General features: G+C 66.7%; 20 protein-coding genes. 16 read left to right on the top strand and 4 right to left on the bottom strand.

The features are described from left to right. Positions 1–47 precede the first annotated feature (47 nt). The 7 genes from dqs_RS16975 to dqs_RS16945 all read left to right on the top strand — a co-directional run bounded on the left by dqs_RS16975 (position 48) and on the right by dqs_RS16945 (position 7,189). Positions 48–1,652: a Na/Pi cotransporter family protein gene (locus tag dqs_RS16975; RefSeq protein ID WP_065341225.1), complete on the top strand. Its 1,605-nt coding sequence runs from the start codon at positions 48–50 to the stop codon at positions 1,650–1,652. Between the two features lie 78 nt (positions 1,653–1,730). Next, complete coding sequence (gene rfaE2, locus dqs_RS16970; protein ID WP_011767028.1) at positions 1,731–2,240, top strand: D-glycero-beta-D-manno-heptose 1-phosphate adenylyltransferase; 510 nt, start codon at positions 1,731–1,733, stop codon at positions 2,238–2,240. A 455-nt stretch (positions 2,241–2,695) separates the two neighbouring features. Further along, on the top strand, positions 2,696–3,772 hold the full coding sequence (gene coxB, locus dqs_RS16965) for a cytochrome c oxidase subunit II (protein WP_169823524.1): 1,077 nt from the start codon (positions 2,696–2,698) through the stop codon (positions 3,770–3,772). Between the two features lie 44 nt (positions 3,773–3,816). Further along, positions 3,817–5,394 (top strand): cytochrome c oxidase subunit I, encoded by a 1,578-nt coding sequence (gene ctaD, locus dqs_RS16960; protein ID WP_011767026.1) that lies wholly within the window; start codon positions 3,817–3,819, stop codon positions 5,392–5,394. 137 nt (positions 5,395–5,531) lie between these two features. Then, complete coding sequence (locus tag dqs_RS16955; protein WP_065341223.1) at positions 5,532–6,107, top strand: cytochrome c oxidase assembly protein; 576 nt, start codon at positions 5,532–5,534, stop codon at positions 6,105–6,107. Continuing rightward, positions 6,100–6,297: a DUF2970 domain-containing protein gene (locus dqs_RS16950; protein WP_232502193.1), complete on the top strand. Its 198-nt coding sequence runs from the start codon at positions 6,100–6,102 to the stop codon at positions 6,295–6,297. The genes dqs_RS16955 and dqs_RS16950 overlap by 8 nt, the downstream gene beginning before the upstream one ends. 40 nt (positions 6,298–6,337) lie before the next feature. Further along, positions 6,338–7,189: a cytochrome c oxidase subunit 3 gene (locus tag dqs_RS16945; protein ID WP_011767022.1), complete on the top strand. Its 852-nt coding sequence runs from the start codon at positions 6,338–6,340 to the stop codon at positions 7,187–7,189. A 13-nt stretch (positions 7,190–7,202) separates the two neighbouring features. On the opposite strand, the gene dqs_RS16940 is transcribed toward dqs_RS16945, so the two are convergent. Continuing rightward, positions 7,203–7,397, bottom strand: coding sequence for a twin transmembrane helix small protein (locus dqs_RS16940; protein WP_011767021.1), 195 nt, complete (start codon positions 7,395–7,397; stop codon positions 7,203–7,205). Positions 7,398–7,445: 48 nt separating this feature from the next. Between dqs_RS16940 and dqs_RS16935 the strand changes: the two genes are divergently transcribed. The 5 genes from dqs_RS16935 to dqs_RS16915 are packed head-to-tail and all read left to right on the top strand — an operon-like array spanning position 7,446 to position 11,349. Next, entirely contained in the window at positions 7,446–8,168 is a 723-nt protein-coding gene (locus dqs_RS16935) for an SURF1 family protein (RefSeq protein WP_065341222.1), read from the top strand. Continuing rightward, the gene (locus dqs_RS16930; protein ID WP_236778701.1) at positions 8,152–8,796 is read left to right on the top strand and encodes a hypothetical protein; all 645 of its coding nucleotides are present in this window, start codon (positions 8,152–8,154) and stop codon (positions 8,794–8,796) included. The genes dqs_RS16935 and dqs_RS16930 overlap by 17 nt, the downstream gene beginning before the upstream one ends. Then, entirely contained in the window at positions 8,793–9,836 is a 1,044-nt protein-coding gene (locus dqs_RS16925; RefSeq protein ID WP_065341221.1) for a COX15/CtaA family protein, read from the top strand. Before dqs_RS16930 ends, dqs_RS16925 begins: the two co-directional genes overlap by 4 nt. Beyond that, positions 9,833–10,732: a heme o synthase gene (gene cyoE, locus dqs_RS16920; RefSeq protein WP_065341220.1), complete on the top strand. Its 900-nt coding sequence runs from the start codon at positions 9,833–9,835 to the stop codon at positions 10,730–10,732. Before dqs_RS16925 ends, cyoE begins: the two co-directional genes overlap by 4 nt. A gap of 14 nt (positions 10,733–10,746) precedes the next feature. Then, positions 10,747–11,349, top strand: a complete 603-nt coding sequence (locus dqs_RS16915) for an SCO family protein (RefSeq protein ID WP_065341219.1) — start codon at positions 10,747–10,749, stop codon at positions 11,347–11,349. Positions 11,350–11,403: 54 nt separating this feature from the next. Here the strand turns inward: dqs_RS16915 and rpoH are convergent, their stop codons facing one another. Further along, positions 11,404–12,258 (bottom strand): RNA polymerase sigma factor RpoH, encoded by an 855-nt coding sequence (gene rpoH / locus dqs_RS16910; protein WP_011767015.1) that lies wholly within the window; start codon positions 12,256–12,258, stop codon positions 11,404–11,406. Between the two features lie 280 nt (positions 12,259–12,538). Between rpoH and dqs_RS16905 the strand changes: the two genes are divergently transcribed. Together dqs_RS16905 and dqs_RS16900 are read left to right on the top strand one after the other, a co-directional pair. Then, positions 12,539–13,609: a porin gene (locus tag dqs_RS16905; RefSeq protein ID WP_065341218.1), complete on the top strand. Its 1,071-nt coding sequence runs from the start codon at positions 12,539–12,541 to the stop codon at positions 13,607–13,609. A 294-nt stretch (positions 13,610–13,903) separates the two neighbouring features. After that, a complete protein-coding gene (locus tag dqs_RS16900; RefSeq protein WP_065341217.1) occupies positions 13,904–15,019 on the top strand; it encodes a porin in 1,116 nt (371 codons plus the stop codon). A gap of 105 nt (positions 15,020–15,124) precedes the next feature. Here dqs_RS16900 and dqs_RS16895 read toward each other — a convergent pair whose 3' ends face one another. After that, a complete protein-coding gene (locus tag dqs_RS16895; protein WP_065341216.1) occupies positions 15,125–16,531 on the bottom strand; it encodes an MBL fold metallo-hydrolase in 1,407 nt (468 codons plus the stop codon). A gap of 44 nt (positions 16,532–16,575) precedes the next feature. Next, complete coding sequence (locus dqs_RS16890; RefSeq protein WP_065341215.1) at positions 16,576–17,358, bottom strand: outer membrane lipoprotein-sorting protein; 783 nt, start codon at positions 17,356–17,358, stop codon at positions 16,576–16,578. Positions 17,359–17,402: 44 nt separating this feature from the next. On the opposite strand from dqs_RS16890, the gene dqs_RS16885 reads away from it, so the two are divergent. Next, the gene (locus tag dqs_RS16885) at positions 17,403–18,152 is read left to right on the top strand and encodes an ABC transporter ATP-binding protein (RefSeq protein WP_011767009.1); all 750 of its coding nucleotides are present in this window, start codon (positions 17,403–17,405) and stop codon (positions 18,150–18,152) included. A gap of 3 nt (positions 18,153–18,155) precedes the next feature. After that, positions 18,156–19,469, top strand: coding sequence for a DUF1302 family protein (locus tag dqs_RS16880; protein ID WP_065341214.1), 1,314 nt, complete (start codon positions 18,156–18,158; stop codon positions 19,467–19,469). The last annotated feature ends 7 nt before the right edge of the window (positions 19,470–19,476 follow it).

Below are 19,476 nucleotides of genomic sequence, written 5' to 3'. Positions count from 1 at the left end.
CCGCCGCCAGCGGCCTGCTCGGCGGCATCGGGCTCTTCCTGCTCGGCATGCACCTGCTGACCGACGGCCTGAAGCTGGCCGCCGGCCGCGCGCTGGAAGACCTGCTGGAGCGCTCCACCTCCACGCCCGCGCGCGGCCTCGCTGCCGGCGTGTTGATCACCTCGCTGGTGCAGTCCTCCACCGCCGTCACCGTCGCCAGCATCGGCTTCGTCAATACCGGGCTGCTGTCGCTGCGCAACGCGCTGTGGGTCATCTTCGGCTCCAACGTCGGCTCCACGATGAACGTCTGGCTGGTCGCGGCGCTCGGCTTCGGTTTCAAGATCGATGCCTTCGCGCTGCCCATCGTCGGCGTCGGCGCCGCGCTGCTGCTGGCCGGGCGCGCTCTGCGCCTGCGCGCGCTGGGGCAGGCCCTGGCGGGGTTCGGCGTGCTCTTCCTCGGCATCGACGTGCTGAAGGAGAGCTTTTCCGGCGTCGGCGCGCATCTGGACCTGGCCACGTTCATCGCGCCGGGCTGGGGCGGTTACCTGATGCTGGTCGCGGTCGGCACCGTGCTCACGGTACTGATGCAGGCGTCCAGCGCGGTCATCGCCCTCGTCATCACCGCCGCGCAGAGCGGGCTGATGAGCATCGAGGCGGCGTGCGCGATGGTCATCGGCACCAATATCGGCACCACCTTCACCGCCATCGTCGCGGCTATCGGCGCCACCGCCAACGCGCGCCGGCTGGCGGCCTCGCACGTGTTCTTCAACCTCGTCACCGGCGCGGTCGCGCTGATCCTGCTGCCCGGGCTGATCGGGCTGCTGGGCGTGGTGCGCGGCTGGCTGGGGCAGCCGCTGACGCCCGCGCTGACGATCGCGCTGTTCCATTCCGCCTTCAACGTGCTCGGCGTGCTGCTGATGGTGCCCGCGGCCGGACGCCTGCTCGACTGGCTCGGCCGTCATTTCCGTACCCCCGAGGAAGCGCTCGCGCGGCCGCAGTTCCTGGATGCGAGCACGCTTGGCCTGCCGGATCTGGCGCTGCGCGCGCTGCGGATGGAACTGGGGCGCACGCAGGCGCTGGCGCTTGCCTGCCTGCGGAACGCCGCGTCGGCCGCGCCGGATGAAGCGGCGGTGAACCGGGATGCCGCCGCGCTCGGCGCGCTCGCGGGCGCGGTGGGGGGCTACTGCGGCCGCATCAACGCCGCGGTGGTGCCGCTGGTGCTGGCGGACCGCCTGGCGCGCAGCCTGCGGGTGCTGCAATACCAGCAGAACGTGGCGGATTGCTGCCGCTACGCGGTGGCGCTGGCCGCCCAGCTGGGGCCGATGCCGACGCTGCCGCTGGCGACCGCGGCGCGCGCCTTCGCCCACTCGGCCGAACGCCTGTCGGCGGTCGCCGATTGCGGGGCGGCCGATTTCGCCGCGCTGCGGGTCGACGTGGTGCTGGCCGAGATGGAGGCGGAGTACGACCGGTTGAAGGAAGGCCTGCTCGGCGCTGGCGCGCACGCGCAACTCGGCATCCGCGAGATGCAGGAGCGCCTGCGCCTGGCCAGCTTGTTGCGCCGCGCGGTTGAACAGACCGCCAAGGCCGCCCGCCACCTTGCCGCCCTCGACGAGCGTGAAGCGGCGCCTTCCGACCCGCCGGGCGGCGACTACGAGCCGCTGCCGGCGGGCTGACCTTGCCCGCGCCCGGCTAGAATGCCGCCCTCCGCCCGCAGCTCCGGCGGCATCCCGAACGAACCGAAGGCACGCCCTATGACCACGCCCGCCGGCAGCGCCAGCTACTCCCGCCCCGATTTCGAACGCAAGATCTGCCCGCCCGAAGCCCTTGCCGAGCGGGCGTCGGGTCTGCCGCGGCCGCTGGTCTTCACCAATGGCTGCTTCGACATCCTGCACCGCGGCCACGTCACTTACCTCGCCCAGGCGCGCGCGCTCGGTGCGGCGATGGTGGTGGCGCTCAACACCGACGCCTCGGTGCGCCGCCTCGGCAAGGGTGAGGACCGCCCGATGAACCCGCTGGAAGACCGGCTCGCGGTGATGGCGGCGCTGGGCTGCGTGGACCTGGTGACCTGGTTCGACGAGGACACGCCGCTCGCGCGCATCCTCGAGGCACGGCCCGAGGTGCTGGTGAAGGGCGGCGACTGGGCGCCCGAGCGCATCGTCGGCGCGGCCGAGGTGCGGGGCTGGGGCGGCAGTGTTCATTCCATTCCGTTCGAAGTCGAACGATCGACCACCGCCCTGATCGAGCGCATCCGGCGCGGCTGAACGGCCGCTCCGGGGGCGAGGTAGCGATGTTGCGGCGCAATATCGCCGCCTCGGGGAAAACCCTGAGCGTGCCGGTACAGGCGTTGGCAGCGCGGGCTGCCTAGCGTGTTTTGCGGTGCAATATGTTGATCTGAGTCAAAAAACCGTGTTGCGACCGCCAAATTCGCTATGGCATGATCGGTTCGACTGAGCGGCGCGTCCGGCATACGCCAAACGCAAACAACGAAAAGTGCGGCGGCCGCGCCCAGAACCGTTCCGGCCCGGCCGGACCATGGCAGTACAGCGGGTGGAGGAGACATCGATCCGTTGTGGCGCCGGGATGGCAAGGTCATCCATGGCGGTCATGGCCGCAGGCTCATTGGTCGAAGCTGCATTACTCGGGGGTGCCCATGAGTCATGCCGTTCGAATCGCAGCCGCAGCCCCGGCTTTGACGCTGGCCTTGCCGCAGTGCGTCATGGCCGATGTCGGCCCGAGCCGTTTCAACCTGCAGCCGCCGGTCACCGAGATCGCGGCGCACATCTACGACATGCACACGCTGATGCTGCTGCTGTGCCTGTTGATCTTCATCGGCGTGTTCGGCGTGATGTTCTGGGCGGTGATCCACCACCGCAAATCGCGCGGCGCCACCGCCGCCCATTTCCACGAGAACACCGCGGTCGAGATCGCCTGGACGGTTGCGCCGGTGCTGATCCTGCTCGGCATGGCGTGGCCCGCGACCCGCACGGTGATCGCGATGAAGGACACCTCGGAAGCCGACATCACGGTCAAGGTCACCGGCTACCAGTGGAAATGGGGCTACGACTACCTGCAGGGCGAAGGCGAGGGCATCCGCTTCCTGTCCGCGCTGTCCACACCGCGCGATCAGATCGAGGGCAAGGCCCCGAAGGGCGAGAACTATCTGGTCGAGGTCGATAACCCGATGGTGGTGCCCGCGGGCAAGAAGATCCGCGTCATCACCACCGCCAACGATGTGATCCACGCGTGGTGGGTGCCTGCCTTCGGCGCCAAGCAGGACGCCATTCCCGGCTTCATCCGCGACACCTGGTTCCGCACCGACAAGGAAGGCGTCTATCGCGGCAGCTGCGCCGAGCTGTGCGGGCGCGAGCACGCCTTCATGCCGATCGAGGTGCACGTCGTTTCCGCCGAGGCCTACACCGCTTGGGTGGCGAAGCAGCGCGCCGGCGCCGCGGCCCTGAGTGCGGACGACAGCCGCGAATGGGCGCTGGCCGAACTCGTCGCCCGCGGGCAGAAGGTGTTCGCCGCCAACTGCCAGGCCTGCCATCAGGAAAACGGCAAGGGCCTGCCGCCGGCTTTCCCGCCGCTGGATGGCTCCGCCCTGGTGCTGGGCGACAAGAACGGGCAGATCGACGTGGTGCTGCACGGTCGCCCGGGCACGGCGATGGCTGCGTTCGGGCCGCAGCTGTCGGATGCGGATCTCGCCGCGGTGATCACCTACACCCGCAACAGCTGGAGCAATGCCACCGGCGAGGCCGTGCAGCCCGCCGACATCAAGGCCGGTCGCAAGGGCTGAGGCGCCGCGCAGGCGCCGCGCCGCTTCGAGGAGGATTTCCGCAAATGGCTGCCGTCACCCCGGAACAGTTGCATGGTCATCCCCATCCGCCCGCCGGGCTGATGCGGTGGGTGACGACCACCAATCACAAAGACATCGGCACGATGTACCTGCTGTTCAGCTTCGTGATGTTCCTGTCCGGCGGGGTGATGGCGCTGACGATACGCTCCGAGCTGTTCCAGCCGGGCCTGCAGATCGTGCAGCCGGAGTTCTTCAACCAGCTCACCACCATGCACGGGCTGGTGATGGTGTTCGGCGCGATCATGCCGGCCTTCGTCGGCTTTGCGAACTGGATGATTCCGCTGATGATCGGCGCCAGCGACATGGCCTTTGCGCGCATGAACAACTGGAGCTTCTGGCTGCTACCGCCGGCGGCGATCCTGCTGCTCGGCTCCTTTTTCGTGCCGGGCGGCGCCACCGCGGCGGGGTGGACCCTGTACGCGCCGCTGTCGGTGCAGATGGGCATGGGCATGGACATGGCGATCTTCGCCATCCACATCATGGGCCTCAGCTCGATCATGGGCGCGATCAACATCATCGTCACCGTGCTCAACATGCGCGCGCCCGGCATGACGCTGATGAAGATGCCGCTGTTCTGCTGGACCTGGCTGATCACCGCCTACCTGCTGATCGCGGTGATGCCGGTGCTGGCGGGCGCGGTCACCATGATCCTGACCGACCGCCACTTCGGCACCAGCTTCTTCAACGCCGCCGGCGGCGGCGACCCGGTGATGTACCAGCACATCTTCTGGTTCTTCGGCCACCCGGAGGTCTACATCATGATCCTCCCGGCCTTCGGCATCGTCAGCCAGATCATCCCGACCTTCGCGAGGAAGCCGCTGTTCGGCTACGCCTCCATGGTCTATGCCACCGCGTCGATCGCGATCCTGTCCTTCATGGTGTGGGCGCACCACATGTTCTCCACCGGCATGCCGGTGGTGGGGCAGCTCTACTTCATGTACGCGACGATGCTGATCGCCGTGCCGACCGGGGTGAAGGTGTTCAACTGGGTGGCGACGATGTGGCGCGGCGCGCTCAGCTTCGAGACGCCGATGCTGTGGGCGACCGGCTTCATCTTCGTGTTCACCATCGGCGGTTTCACCGGGCTGATCTGCGCGATCGCGCCGATCGACATCCAGATCCACGACACCTACTACGTGGTGGCCCACTTCCACTACGTGCTGGTGGCCGGCAGCCTGTTCGCGCTGTTCGCGGGGGCCTATTTCTGGTTGCCGAAATGGACCGGGCGCATGCCGGACGAGCGGCTGGGCAAGCTGCACTTCTGGAGTTCGATGGTGTTCTTCAACATCACCTTCTTCCCGATGCACTTTCTCGGCCTCGCGGGCATGCCGCGGCGGATTCCCGACTACGCGCTGCAGTTCGCCGATTTCAACGCACTCGCCACGGTGGGCGCCTTCGGCTTCGGTTTGTCACAGCTCATCTTCATCGCGGTCGTGGTGAAGTCGATGCGCGCCGGAGAACGGGCCGCGGCCAAGCCCTGGGAGGGGGCCGAGGGGCTGGAATGGACGGTGCCGTCGCCCGCGCCGCACCACACCTTCGAGCATCCGCCGGTGGTGGCCTGAACCGGGCCGAAAGGAGGAGAACACGTGGACAAGCCGCTGGACCGCCGCCGCGCCAATCGCCGCCTTGCGCTGGCGCATGCGCTGCTGGCCTTGGTCTTCTTCTGCGTGGTGATCGTCAAGTACAGGATGTTCGGGCTATGAAGCAGGCCCACCACCCGCTGCCGCTGACGCTGGAGAACCGCCGCCTGCTGTGGCGCCTGGGTCTGGCCGCGGTGGTGATGTTCGGATTCGGTTTCTCGCTGGTGCCGTTCTACGAAAAGATCTGCGAGGTCACCGGTATCAACAACATCGTCAAGCCCGATGCGCTGCCCGCCAACACGCAGGTGGATCGCAAGCGCAGCGTGCTGGTGCAGTTCGACGCCAACCTGCACGACCTGCCGTGGCAGTTCCGTCCGGCGCAGACCTCGGTCCGCGTCCATCCCGGCGAACTCGTGCGCGTCGACTACGAGGTGGCGAACGTGCGCGCGCAGACGGTGACCGGCCAGGCGGTGCCGAGCTACGGACCACAGCAGGCCGGGCGTTACTTCCGCAAGCTCGACTGCTTCTGCTTCCAGCAGCAGACGCTGGCACCCGGCGAACGGCGCACGATGCCGGTGGTGTTCGTGCTCGATCCGACCCTGCCCGAAGACGTGACGACGGTGACCCTGTCCTACACCTTCTTCGAAATCCAGGGCCGCAAGATGGCAGCGGTAGCGGGCGGCGGTGGTGGATGACAGGCCGCGGGCCGGCTTTTTCGCCACGCTGCGCGCGGTGCTGTGGTCCTTCCTCGGCGTGCGCAAACGGCGCGGTTATGAAGAGGACGCGCGGGCGCTGAACCCGGTCGCGGTGATCGTGGCGGGCATCCTCGCCGGCGCGGTGTTCGTGCTGGGACTGCTGACGCTGGTGTACTGGGTGGTGGGCTAGGGCGCCTTCCCTGTGGGAGGGCTGCGGCAAGGAGGCAACCATGACCGAAGCACTCGAACGTTATTTCGTGCCGGAGCCGTCGAAATTCCCGATCTTCGGCTCGGTGGCGCTGCTGCTGTTCGGCACCGGCGCGGCGCTGTGGGTCAATCACGTGCCGGCCGGGCCGTGGGTGTTCTTCGCCGGCATCGCGATCCTGATCTACATGCTGTTCGGCTGGTTCGGCACCGTCGTGCGCGAATCGGAGTCCGGCAAGTACGGGCACCAGGTGGATACCGCCTTCCGCTGGTCGATGGGCTGGTTCATCTTCTCCGAGGTGATGTTCTTCGCCGCCTTCTTCGGTGCGCTGTTCTACGTGCGCGTGCTGGCGGTGCCGGCGCTGTCGTCGGGCGACAACCTTTCCTTGTTGTGGCAGGGCTACAACGGCGCCTGGCCCAACGCGGGGCCGAACGCGGCGGAAAACTTCACGCCGATGGGCGCGTGGGGCATCCCCGCGATCAACACGCTGATCCTGCTCAGTTCCGGCGCGACCCTCACCTGGGCGCACTACGGCCTGCTGAAGGGCAACCGCGGCCAGCTCAAGCTCGGGCTGCTGGTCACGATCCTGCTGGGCGCGGTGTTTCTTGCGCTGCAAGCCTACGAATACATCCACGCCTATGCCGAACTCAACCTGCGGCTGGACACCGGCATCTACGGCTCGACCTTCTTCATGCTCACCGGCTTTCACGGCATGCATGTGACCGTGGGCGCCATCATGCTGACGGTGATGCTGGCGCGCGCGATGGCCGGCCACTTCACCCCGGATAGCCACTTCGGCTTCGAGGCCGCGGCGTGGTACTGGCACTTCGTGGACGTGGTGTGGCTGTTCCTGTTCGTCGTCGTCTACTGGCTGTAGCGGCGGGGCGGGATCACAGCTTGCTGTCGATCAGGCCCGTGGCAAAGCCCGCCATCAGCAGCGTGAACAGGGTGATCGACAGCCCGACCCGCAGCGCCAGCGCACGCGCGGTGCGCTCGCCGCGGCCGCGGTCGCGGATCAGGAAGGCGAGGGCGGAGCCGAGGCTGGCGACGATCAGGACGAGGAAGGCGATGACGACGATGCGCATGGCGGAACTCCCGGAGATTCAGCTTCAGTTTAGGGGAATCGGCGCGCGATGAAGGGCGCGTTCCAGCTTCTGCTGCCGTTGCTGGCCGGCTTTGCGCTGGCGATGCTGACGCTGCAGCTCGGCAACTGGCAGCTGCGGCGCGCCGCCGAAAAGGCGGCGCTGCAACGGGTAGCCGCCGAACGGGCCGCCGCGGGCGCCCGCGCGCTGCCGGCAACCGCCACCGCCGAGGAGTGGCAGCGTGTGCGCATCACCGGGCGGTGGTTGGCGCACGCCACGGTCTATCTCGACAACCGCAGCTACAACGGGCGCCCGGGTTTCCACGTGCTGACGCCGGTGGAACTGGCGGACGGCTCCGGCAGCGTGCTGGTCAATCGTGGATGGGTTGCGGCGGGTATCGATCGGCGCCAGCTTCCGGCGGTGCCGCCCGCGGGCGAGGATGCGGAACTGGAAGGGGTGGTGCGCTTGCCGCAGCATTCGCCCTTTACGCTGGCCGACTCGCCGGGGCAGGGCCGGCTGTGGCAATACCTTGACCTGGCGCACTACCGCGCACAGACGGGTGTGGCCGTTGCGGAGTGGATCGTGCAGCAAGCGTCGCCCTCGGCAGACGGGCTGGTGCGCGACTGGCCACAGCCGGATGCCGGCATCGAGCGCCACCGCGGCTATGCCCTGCAGTGGTACGGGCTGGCGGCGCTGGCGGCGGGCCTGACGCTGCGTTACGGCTGGCGGATTTTCCGGGGGAGGCACCGTGACGGTCATGCCGCTCGCGTCTGATCCGCTGCGCCCGGCCCCGCAGCCCTCGCCCGACGCGGTGTGGCGCGGCCGCCGCACCCTGTTGCTGCTCGCCGCGGTGTGCGTGCTGCCGGTGATCGCCTCCTACCTGGCGTTCTATCTGTGGCAGCCGGGCGGGCGCGTCAATCACGGCGAGTTGATTTCGCCGGTGGCCCTGGCGGATGTTCCGCTTGCACCGGTGGGCGAGGCCGCCCCGCTGCATCGCGCCGATTTCGAGCGCCGCTGGACGCTGCTGATGGTGGCGCCAGCGGAGTGCGACCGCCTTTGCGCCGACGCGCTCTATGCCATGCGTCAGGCCCGACTGATGCAGGGCAAGGAGCAGGGGCGGGTGGCGCTGGGGTGGCTGGTGGATGGAGAGGGGCGGGCGCTGCCGGCGGTGCTCGATGCGCATCCCGACCTGCGCCTGGCGCGCCTTCCGGACGCATGGCAGCCGCCGCTCGCCGGCACCGACGCCATCCGCATCTATCTGGTCGATCCGCTGGGCAACGCCATGTTGCGTTACCGGGCGCCCCGCTTAGAAGGCGCCGACGCGCTGACCCGGGGGATGGCGAAGGACCTGGAGCGCCTGCTCAAGTACTCGCAGCTCGGCCGCGGAGGCGCATCGCGATGAAAGCCTACCGCCGCCTCGTGCTGGCCGCGCTGTGCCTGACCGCGCTGGTGGTGGTGTTCGGCGCCTACGTGCGGCTGGCCGACGCGGGCCTTGGATGCCCCGATTGGCCGGGCTGCTACGGCCGGCTGACGCCGCACCACGCCGCCGAGGATATCGGCGCGGCGCATGCAGCGGACCCCCACGGGCCGGTGAGTCCGGCGAAGGCGTGGAAGGAGATGGTGCACCGCTATCTGGCGGGCGGGCTCGGCCTGCTCATCGTCGCCATCGCCGTGCTGGCGTGGCGCTTGCGCCGCTTGCCCGAGGTGGCGGCAGGCGCCGCGATCGGGCTGGTCGGGGTGGTGGTGATACAGGCGCTGCTGGGCAAGTGGACAGTGACCTTGCTGCTGAAGCCGGCCATCGTGACCAGTCACCTGCTGGGCGGACTCACGCTGCTCGGGCTGCTGAGCTGGGTGAGCCTGCGCGCCTGGGGGGCGGCACGGGCCAGCCGGGGCTACGGCCCGATCCTGCGCCTGTGCGCACGCGTGGGATTGGCGCTGCTGGCCGTCCAGATTGCACTCGGCGGCTGGACCAGCACCAACTATGCCGCGCTGGCCTGCCCGGATTTTCCCGGTTGCCATGGCAGCGCCTGGCCGGAGGCCGACTACGCCAACGCCTTCCATCTACGCCGCGAGCTGGGCATGACGGCAGACGGCGAGTTGCTGCCGCTCGCCGCGCTGACCGCGATCCACTGGGCGCACCGCGTGGGCGCCGCAGTGGCCGGCGGCTTCCTGCTGCTGCTCGCCGGGCTGCTGCTGCGGCGCGACGCCGTGGCCGGCCGGGTGCTGATGGCTGCGGTGCTGATGCAGCTTGCGCTGGGAGTGGCGAACGTGCTGCTGGCGGTGCCGCTGCCCTTGGCGGCGGCGCACAACGCCGGCGCGGCGCTGTTGGTGGGCGTCATGGTGTGGATCAACTGGCGGGCGGGCGGCGAGGCGGTGTCGCGCCGGTCGCCCGCGCTGCAGTTCGCGCCGCTGCGGCGCGCAGAAAACGGGAGGCCATCATGAAAACCCTGACCCTCGCACATCATGGTCTGGGGCGGCGGGCGCACGCCTTTTATGTGCTCACCAAGCCCCGCGTCAATGCCTTGATCGTGTTCTGCGCGGTCATCGGCATGTTCCTGGCGGTGCCCGATGGCTTGCCCGATCCGCTGCGGGTATTCGCCGCCACGGTCGGCATCGCGTGCGTGGCCGGCGCCGCCGCGGCGATGAACTGCCTGATCGAGCAGCAGCTGGATGCGCGCATGGCGCGTACCCGCAACCGCCCGCTGCCCCGCGGCGAACTGCATTCCGCGGAAGTGCTGGTGTTCGCGGGCGTGCTGGGCGGATTCGGGTTGAGCGTGCTGTACCAGGCGGTGAATGCGCTGACGATGTGGCTGACGCTGGCGACCTTCGTGGGCTATGCGGTGATCTACACCCTGCTGCTGAAGCCGCGGACGCCGCAAAACATCGTGATCGGGGGTGCCTCGGGCGCTATGCCGCCGGTGCTGGGATGGGCGGCGGTGTCGGGCGAGGTCACCGCCGAGGCCTTGCTGCTGTTCCTGATCATCTTTGCGTGGACGCCGCCGCATTTCTGGTCGCTGGCGCTGTATCGCACCGCGGACTACGCCCGCGCCGGACTGCCGATGTTGCCGGTGACCCACGGCGCCGCCTACACGCGCTTGTCGGTGCTGCTGTACACCTGCGCGCTGTTCGGTGTGACGCTGCTGCCCTTCGCGATCCGCATGAGCGGCTGGATTTACCTCGTGGCCGCCGTGGCACTGGGCCTGCGTTTCGTGCACTACGCGTGGCGCCTGTTGCGGGACTACAGTGACGCCTTGGCACGCCGCACTTTCCGCTTCTCCATCGTCTACCTATCATTGCTGTTCGCCGCGCTGCTCGCCGACCACTACCTGCGCTTATAGAAGACCGCCTGACGATGCTCCGAGTCCTGCTTTGCGCGGCCGCACTGGCCGCAACCGTCCTCGCCGGGGGATGTTCAGATCCGGCTCCCGCCTTCCATTCCACCGATATCACCGGGGCAGACTATGGCAAGCAGTTTGCCCTGACCGACCACAGCGGCCAGCCGCGCGCGCTGACGGACTTCCGCGGCAAGGTCGTCACGCTGTTCTTCGGCTACACGCAGTGCCCGGACGTGTGCCCGAGCAATCTCACGTCGATGGCGGAAGTGGTGAAGCGCCTGGGGGCGGACGGCGAGCGCGTACAAGTGCTGTTCGTCACCGTCGACCCGGAACGCGATACGCGGGAACTGCTCGCCCAGTACGTTCCCGCATTTGATCCGCGCTTCGTCGGCCTTTACGGCACGCCTGAGCAGACGGCGGACGTCGCGCGTGAATTCCGCATCTTCTACCGCAAGAGCGGAGATACCGCCGGCGGTGCATACACCATAGACCACTCGGCCGGCACCTATGTGTTCGACCCGCAAGGCCGCCTGCGCCTCTACGTCCGGCATGGCGAGAGCGTCGACAACATCGTTGCCGACCTCAAGCAGTTGCTCGCGGAGCCGACGGCGCGACGGTAAACGCAACGCGGCGACCAAAAGGTCGCCGCGGGTTCTTGCATACGGCTGCGCTGCTTACATTGCCGGCGCCAGCAGACCGCGCATTTTCTGCATTGCCTTCGCCTCGATCTGGCGGATACGTTCTGCCGACACCCCGTACTCCGCCGCCAGCTCGTGCAGCGTGGCGCTGTCGCCGTCGGTAAGCCAGCGGCGTTCCACGATGGTGCGGCTGCGCTCGTCGAGCGCGCCGAGCGCCTGCTTCAGCCCGGTGTCCTGCAGATGGGCCCGCTCCGCGCGCTCCAGCACCTCGGAAGGTTCCGCGGCAGGGGCGGGCAGGTAGGCGATCGGCGCGAAGCGTTCGTCCTCGTCGTCGTTGCCGCCGTCGATCGGAATGTCGCGGCCGCTCAGCCGCGTTTCCATCTCCACCACTTCTTCCGGCTTCACGCCGAGCTGGGTGGCTACCGCCTCCACCTCGTCGCGGTTGAGCGTGCCGGTGTCCTGCTTGAGGCTGCGCAGGTTGAAGAACAACTTGCGCTGCGCCTTGGTGGTGGCGATTTTCACCAACCGCCAGTTCTTCAGGATGTACTCGTGGATCTCGGCCTTGATCCAGTGGATGGCGAACGACACCAGCCGCACCCCACGGGTCGGGTCGAAGCGCTTCACCGCCTTCATCAGGCCGATGTTGCCTTCCTGGATCAAGTCGGCGTGCGGCAGCCCGTAACCGAGATAGCCGCGCGCGATCGCCACGACCACTCTCAGGTGCGACATCACCAACTGGCGTGCGGCATCGACATCGCCGTCGTCACGCAGGCGGGTGGCGAGTTCCACCTCCTGCTGCTCCGTCAGCAGGGGCACGCGATTCACCGCCTGGATGTACTGGTCGATGCTGCCGACAACAGACGGAACAGGGAATGACAAGGCTTGCGACATGGGCTGAAGTCCTCCTCGACGCCAATTTTAGCACTCGGTGTTTGAGAGTGCTAAGGCCTGACGCGAGTTCCTACGCTGCCCCAAGGCTCGCTCGATTCAGTGAAGGCCGGAGCGTTGTTCTCGTGCAACAGCGAGTACCGAAAACAACGGCCCGTCATGTTCTGTAACGAAAGCTCCGTACCTTGCCCGGGCGGTTCGCCGTGGTCATGCGGAACGTTTCCGTAACGGTGAACCTGGCCGTCGCCATGCGAGGGTCCCGTCTTCAATCAAGGGGTATTACATGCAAAAGAAACTGATCGCGCTGGCCGTGGCCGGCGTGATGTCCGCTCCGGCTTTCGCTCAGTCCAACGTCACCATCTATGGCCTGGTCGACTTCGGCTACGTCTATACCGGTGACAGCGCCCGTTCGGGCGTCAAGTCGCGCAACGCGATTGACGCGGGCAACTCCGCCGGCAACCGCCTCGGCTTCAAGGGCACGGAAAACCTCGGAAATGGTCTGACCGCGTCGTTCGTTTATGAGTCTGCCGTCCGTGGCGACGCCAACGACAACGGCCTGTGGGGCAGCACGGGTTCGCGTCAGTCCTACGTCGCGCTGTCCGGCAACTTCGGTACGGTCGCGCTGGGCCGCCAATATGCGCCGCAGTACACGCTGGCGAGCGCCGTTGACGCGTTCAGCCGCGGTACTGTCGCGACCATCGCCAACGTGTACATCCACGAGTCCCGCCTGGACAACCTGGCCGCCTATGTGTCGCCGAACTGGAGCGGCTTCTCGTTCGTGACCGCGTATACCAACAGCGCCGCCGGCGACGAAGGTATCCACAACGACTTCGGCAACCAGTCCACCAGTTCCGATGCGCGCGCCTGGGCGATCAGCCCGAGCTACAAGAACGGTCCGGTCTATGTCGCGCTGAACGTTCACCAGATCCGCGTCAATGCCAGCGACGCCACCACCAAGGTCTGGGACCTCGGCGGCACCTACGATCTGGGCGTGGTCAAGCTCGGTGCCATCTACGGCGTGCGTGATGTCAGCGACTCCGTGAAGCACAAGCAGTGGGGCCTCACCGCCGTTGTGCCGGTGGGTGCTGCGGGCAAGATCCAGGCGTCCTACCTGCATCGCAAGAGCGACTGGGATGCCGCGATCAGCGACGCCAAGGTCAGCCAGTGGGGCATTGGTTACCAGCACGAACTGTCCAAGCGTACCGCTATCTACACGGCCTTCTCCGATATCAACAACAAGGGTTCGGCCAAGGACCTCGGGTCGGGCGCCGGCTACATCGGCACCGCCCAGACCTCGTCGATCAGCGGCAACTACCAGCGCGGCTTCACGGTCGGTCTGCGTCACTCCTTCTGATCGCGCCTGAGCGCGAACATTGCGGTGTGACGAACGGGTGCTCTGGCACCCGTTCCCTTTTCGCGCCGGCGGCGGGTGGAACGCCTCTTTGCCCGCCGTTCGGCCCGTGCCGGTCTCCCCGACATATGAATGTTGCAACCATGCAACAGGAACGGTCCGATGGGTCGCGTTTGCTGTGGTGCGCGCTTGCGTGGTGGCTGCGTGGGTCATCACAATCGCTGCAACTTCTCGTGCGAGAGGTAAGTCGGGCCGGCGCCAAGGCGACGGTCTCAACTTCAAATTGAGGAGAAATACATGCAAAAGAAACTGATCGCGCTGGCTGTGGCTGGCCTGATGTCCGCTCCGGCTTTCGCTCAGTCGAACGTGACGATCTACGGTGTTGTCGACTTCGGCTACAAGTGGACCGGTGACAGCGCCATCAGCGGCGTGGATTCCCGCTCCGCCATCGATTCCGGCATCTCCGCTGGCAACCGCCTCGGCTTCAAGGGCACGGAAGATCTGGGCAACGGCCTGAAGGCTTCCTTCGTGTACGAAACCGGCATCCAGGGCGACACCAACGGCTCCAGCGGCCTGTGGGGCGGCGCTGGCTCCCGCCAGTCCTACGTTGCCCTGTCCGGCAACTTCGGTACCGTGGCCCTGGGTCGTCAGTACACCCCGGCGCACGCCCTGCTGGCTGGCAACATCGACCCGTTCGGCTTCGGCAAGGGTACCGTTGCCTCGCTGGCCAACGTCTACATCAGCCCGGCCCGCCTGGATAACCTCGCTGCCTACGTTTCGCCGACCTTCGGTGGCTTCAGCGTGGTTGCTGCCTACACCAACAGCGCTTCCGGCGACGAAAGCGCCGAGAACGGCTACGGTGTTCCCGGTGGTTCGGATGCTCGCGCTTGGGCGATCGCTCCGACCTACAAGAACGGCCCGATCTACGTCGCTCTGAACGTCCATCAGATCCGTGGCAACGCCACCTCCCTGACGACCGACACCGTGAACAAGACCTGGGACCTCGGTGGTACCTATGACTTCGGCGTCGTCAAGCTGGGTGCGGTCTACGGCGTGAGCGACTCCGAAGACATCGTCAAGCACAAGCAGTGGGCCCTGACCGCCGCTGTGCCGGTTGGCGCTGCTGGCAAGGTCCAGGCCTCCTTCGTTCGCCGCAAGAGCGAAATCGACGGCGGCGACGACGCCCGCGTGAGCCAGTGGGGTATCGGCTACGAGCACGCCCTGTCGAAGCGTACCGCGCTGTACACCGCCTACGCCGACATCAACAACAAGGGTGCTGCGAAGAACGGTTCCTACGCTTCGTACATCGGCGACGCCACCCGCAACAACACCCCGGCTGCCGGTGGTACCGCTGCGGCTACCTCGGGCGCCTACGAGCGTGGCTTCACCGTGGGTATCCGTCACTCCTTCTAATTTCGCCTACCAGCGAAATCAGGGATGACAAAAACGGGCGCTTCGGCGCCCGTTTTTTTGTTCACTCCAAGTGCGTGGAAGTGGTTTCCTGCGCCTGGATTACGGTCAGGGCGTGACGATGCAACGCTCCTCTGTCGCCTTGCGCAGCGCTGCGGTGAGGGCGGCTTTTGCCTCGCTGCTACCGTGAATCAACCGGATTTCGGCGGGAAGGTGGCGCATACGCGTAATGAACCGCACCAGGTCCCGCTGGTCCGCGTGAGCGGAATAGCCGCCTAGCGTATGGATGCCCGCGCGGATGTGGATGCGTTCCCCGTCGAGGTCGACGTAACCACCTCGCGGTCCGAAAGTCTGGATGGCGTGGCCCGGGGTGCCCGCCGCCTGATAACCCACAAAGAGCACGTCGTGCCGCGTGTCGTGCAGCATCGCCTTGAGGTAATTCATCACCCGTCCGCCCGTGCACATGCCGCTCGCAGCGATGACGATGGCGGGTTCGCCGCTACGCGCGAGATGCCGGACGTTGTCGAGATGGTCCTGGTGGTCGTCGATGGCGACGAGTTGGTCGAAACCGAGCGGCTGGCGCCCGCTTCTGACGCGCGCGAGCGCTTCATCGTCCCACCACGGTTGCAGTTCGCGGTAGAGCTGGGTGAACCGGCTCGCCAGCGGGGAGTCGAGATAGATCGGTAGGTGCGCCCAACGTGCCGCGTACCGGTCGGGACGTGCCCTTTCCCTGTGCAGGATGTCCTCGAATTCGTACAGGAGTTCCTGGCTGCGTCCGATGCTGAAGGCGGGGATGATTACCGTGCCCCCGTTATCGAGTGCGTGCTCCACGATCTTCTTCAGCCGCAGGCGGCGGTCGCGCCGACCTTCGTGCAGCCGATCGCCGTAGGTGCTTTCCAGTACGACGACGTCGGCGCGCCAGGGCGGGCGCGGCGCGGGCAGCAGTGGTGCGTGGGGTGCGCCGAGGTCGCCCGAGAACAGGATGCGCTCCGGTTTCTCGCCCGGGCGGCGGAGATCGCATTCGACATAGGCGGAACCGAGAATGTGACCAGCACGCTGGAGGCGGATGCGGCACTCGGTGCCGTCGGCGCTGACGAACCGGAGCCAGCGGCGGTAGGGCAGGGGATGGAGCCGCGCTTCCACCATGTCGATGTAGCGTTGCACCAGTTGCGGATCGCGTGCGATGCCGAGCGCGAAGGCGTCTGCGAGGACCGTCGGCAGCAGCCGTGCGGACGGCTCGCTGCAGATGATCGGCCCCTTGAATCCCGCAGCGAGCAGCCAGGGGATGCGCCCGACGTGGTCGATGTGGACATGGCTGACGACGAGTGCCCGTATCGCTGAAACCGGCATGCGAAACGCAAGGGCATCCTCAGCGCCGCGACCGTCGGCGGCGGTTTCGGCGCCCTGGAACAGGCCGCAATCGATAAGGATGCTGTCGCCGTTGCCAAACAGCAGCTGGTGGCAGGAGCCGGTTACGCCGTCGCGGCCACCGTGGTGGATGATTTCAGAGCGCATGACACGATTCTATTTGTCATGTGCGCAAAATGCCATTTGGATTTCTACTGCAGCCGGCTCATGTATTCACGGGTGAACATCCGTTCCGGGAGGTCCTTCAGGGCCATCGTTTCGTAGGTGAGTTCCGATGTCTCGCCCTTCTTGAGGGCGTCTTCCATGATCAAGCGGGTGGGGCGGACGCGGCCGGCGAGTTCCTTGAAATCGGTATAGCGGCAGGTCTTCAGCAGCCGTCCGGACAGTGCGTAGAACTCTGCCTTCAGCGGCCGGTTGTCTTTCTCGCTGACCCAGTAGCGCACCTTCGCGTAGGTCACGCCCCGGTCCACCGCCGTCAGATCGAGGACGTGGGCCGACTGGCCATCGACGGTTTCCTTGCCTGCACGCACCGGATCGTAGTCGCCACCGAAGTTGGCGCGGGCGAGGTCGCCGTTCGCCACCTGCCCGGTAAGGCGTTGGGCGAGCGAGAGCCGCACCGGTTGGGATACGCTCGGCATGAAGATCCACAGATCGCGGCCCCGCATCAGCAGGGCCTGGCCGCGTTCCACCGCCGGTTCCAAGGTCAGCACGATGGTGTTGTCGTTGCCGCGCGACAGCACGCGATAGCGGCGGGATTCTCCTGCCTCGCCGGCGCTGAAATTGCGCACCAGGATTTCGGTCTGGAAGCTCTCGCGTGGGAAGCGGATTTCGTCGGCGAGCGTGACGATACGCACCGCTTCCTCGTCGGTAGCGCGCGGAGCCGCGTCCTCCGCTGCCCGGCTCAGGGCCGGTGCGGCCAGCGTGCAGGCCAGCGTCGCGAGGAATTTCCGTCTGGATCGAATGTGCTCGGTCATGAATGCTATCCTTATGGCGTTCTCATCACGGTGCAACCGCTGCAATGGCGATCGTCGAGGTCGAAAATGTGAGCAAGCGCTATCGCCTTGGCGACCAGGATGTCCAGGCACTCACGGACGTGTCGCTGGCGATCGAACCCGGGGTCTTCCTGGCGATTGCGGGTCCTTCCGGTAGCGGCAAGTCTACTCTCCTCAATATCATCGGGTGCATCGACACTCCCACCTCCGGACGCGTCGTGGTGGGCGGGCATGATGTCTCGGGGCGAACGCCCGATCAACTCGCCGACCTTCGCGCCCGCACGATCGGTTTCATCTTCCAGACCTTCAACCTCCTCCCCGTGCTGTCGGCGGAGGAGAACGTCGAGTACCCCTTGCTGCAGTTGCGGGAACTGACCCGGGCCGAGCGCCGTGAGCGCGTACGCCATTATCTCGGAATGGTCGGTCTCACCAAATACGCGGACCATCGCCCCAATCAGTTGTCCGGCGGGCAAAGGCAACGGGTCGCGATCGCGCGCGCGTTGGCAACCCACTCGAAGATCGTGCTTGCCGACGAGCCCACCGCCAACTTGGACAGCAAGACCGGAGAAAGCATTCTCCGTCTGATGAAGGACATCAACCGCAGCTCCGGCACGACCTTCGTGTTTTCCACGCACGACCGCAAGGTCATGAGCATGGCGGACCGACTGGTGCGCATCGCCGACGGCCAGATCACCGCGCTCGGGGCGCGCGCGAACCGGCGCTGGACCTTCGTGCAGGACCGGCGCTCCCCACACAACGACAACGAACAGGGTTAGGGAATGACCATCTGCAGGATGCGGGCGCTGCTCGCGATGTCGCTGGCCGCGGCCGGCTGTGCGATGGCGGCGGACGACGACGCCGAACTGGATGCGCTGCTTGATGTAGGGCCCGCCGAGACGGCGCCTGCTCGCCCGGGTAAGCTCGGCGGCTATGTGGAGTTCGGAGGGGCGTATACCCTGCCGGACCCCGGGCATTGGTCGCGTTTGCGAGCCCGCTCGGAATTGACCGCGAGCGGCTCCGGGCCAGGGTTGCGATGGAAGCTGACCGGGCGGGCGGAAGCTGACGGCGCCTATGATCTGGAGGACGCCCACTACAGCGGCGCGGTGCGCCGTGATCAGCGCGCCGACTTCACCGTGCGCGAAGCCTACCTCGACTTTTCATCCGGCGACTGGGAGTTCCGCCTCGGGCGCCAGCACGTCGTATGGGGCGAGATGGTGGGTTTCTTCTTCGCCGACGTCGTCTCGGCGCGTGACATGCGCGAGTTCCTGCTGCCCGAGTTCGAGTCGATGCGGATTGCCCAATGGGCGGCACGCGCCGAGTACTTCATGGGCGACACCCATTTCGAATTGCTGTGGGTTCCGGTCGCCAGCTACGACCGTATCGGCAAGCCGGGAAGCGACTTCTATCCCTATCAGCTACCGGCTGGCACGCATGTCACGGAGAAGAAGCCGGGACAAAGCCTCGACAACGGCAATTGGGGCCTGCGAATGAGCCGGCTCGTCGGCGGCTGGGATCTCTCCGCCTTCTACTACGCAAGCCAGGATGTTTCCCCCACGCTGTATCGCAGCTCGGTTGCCCCGACCTACGAATTGCGTCACGACCGGATCCGTCAGCTCGGGGGTACTTTCAGCAAGGACTTCGGCGAATTCGTGCTGAAGGGTGAAGCCGTGCATACGCGCGGACGCCACTTCAACACCGCAGATCCGCTGGCGCCTGAAGGCGTCAAGGGCTCGGCCACGCTGGACTATGTCGTCGGCGTGGACGTTCCGTTCGCGGATGTCTGGCGGTTCAATGCGCAGTACTTCTCGCGCATCTACTACGGTCACGAGGCGGCGATGGGGGTGGATCGCGATGAGCGTGGTGTGACCTTCCAGGCGGTCAGGGATATCGGCTCACGGTTCACCGTGGAGTTCCTGGCAGCCTCGTCGCTCAATCGTAGCGACTACATGCTGCGGCCCAAACTGATCTGGAAAATCGCGCCGGAGTGGCGGGGCGTGGTCGGCTACGACCACTTCGAGGGGCGGCGCGGCGGCATCTTTGGCCGCTTTGACGATAGCGACCGCCTGTACCTCGAAGTCCGGCGCTGGTTCTGAGTGAAGT

It is taken from the genome of Azoarcus olearius, assembly GCF_001682385.1.
GTDB lineage: Bacteria > Pseudomonadota > Gammaproteobacteria > Burkholderiales > Rhodocyclaceae > Azoarcus > Azoarcus olearius.
Note: the sequence above shows the minus strand (reverse complement) of the source record. Positions and strands in the feature narration are given on the sequence as shown.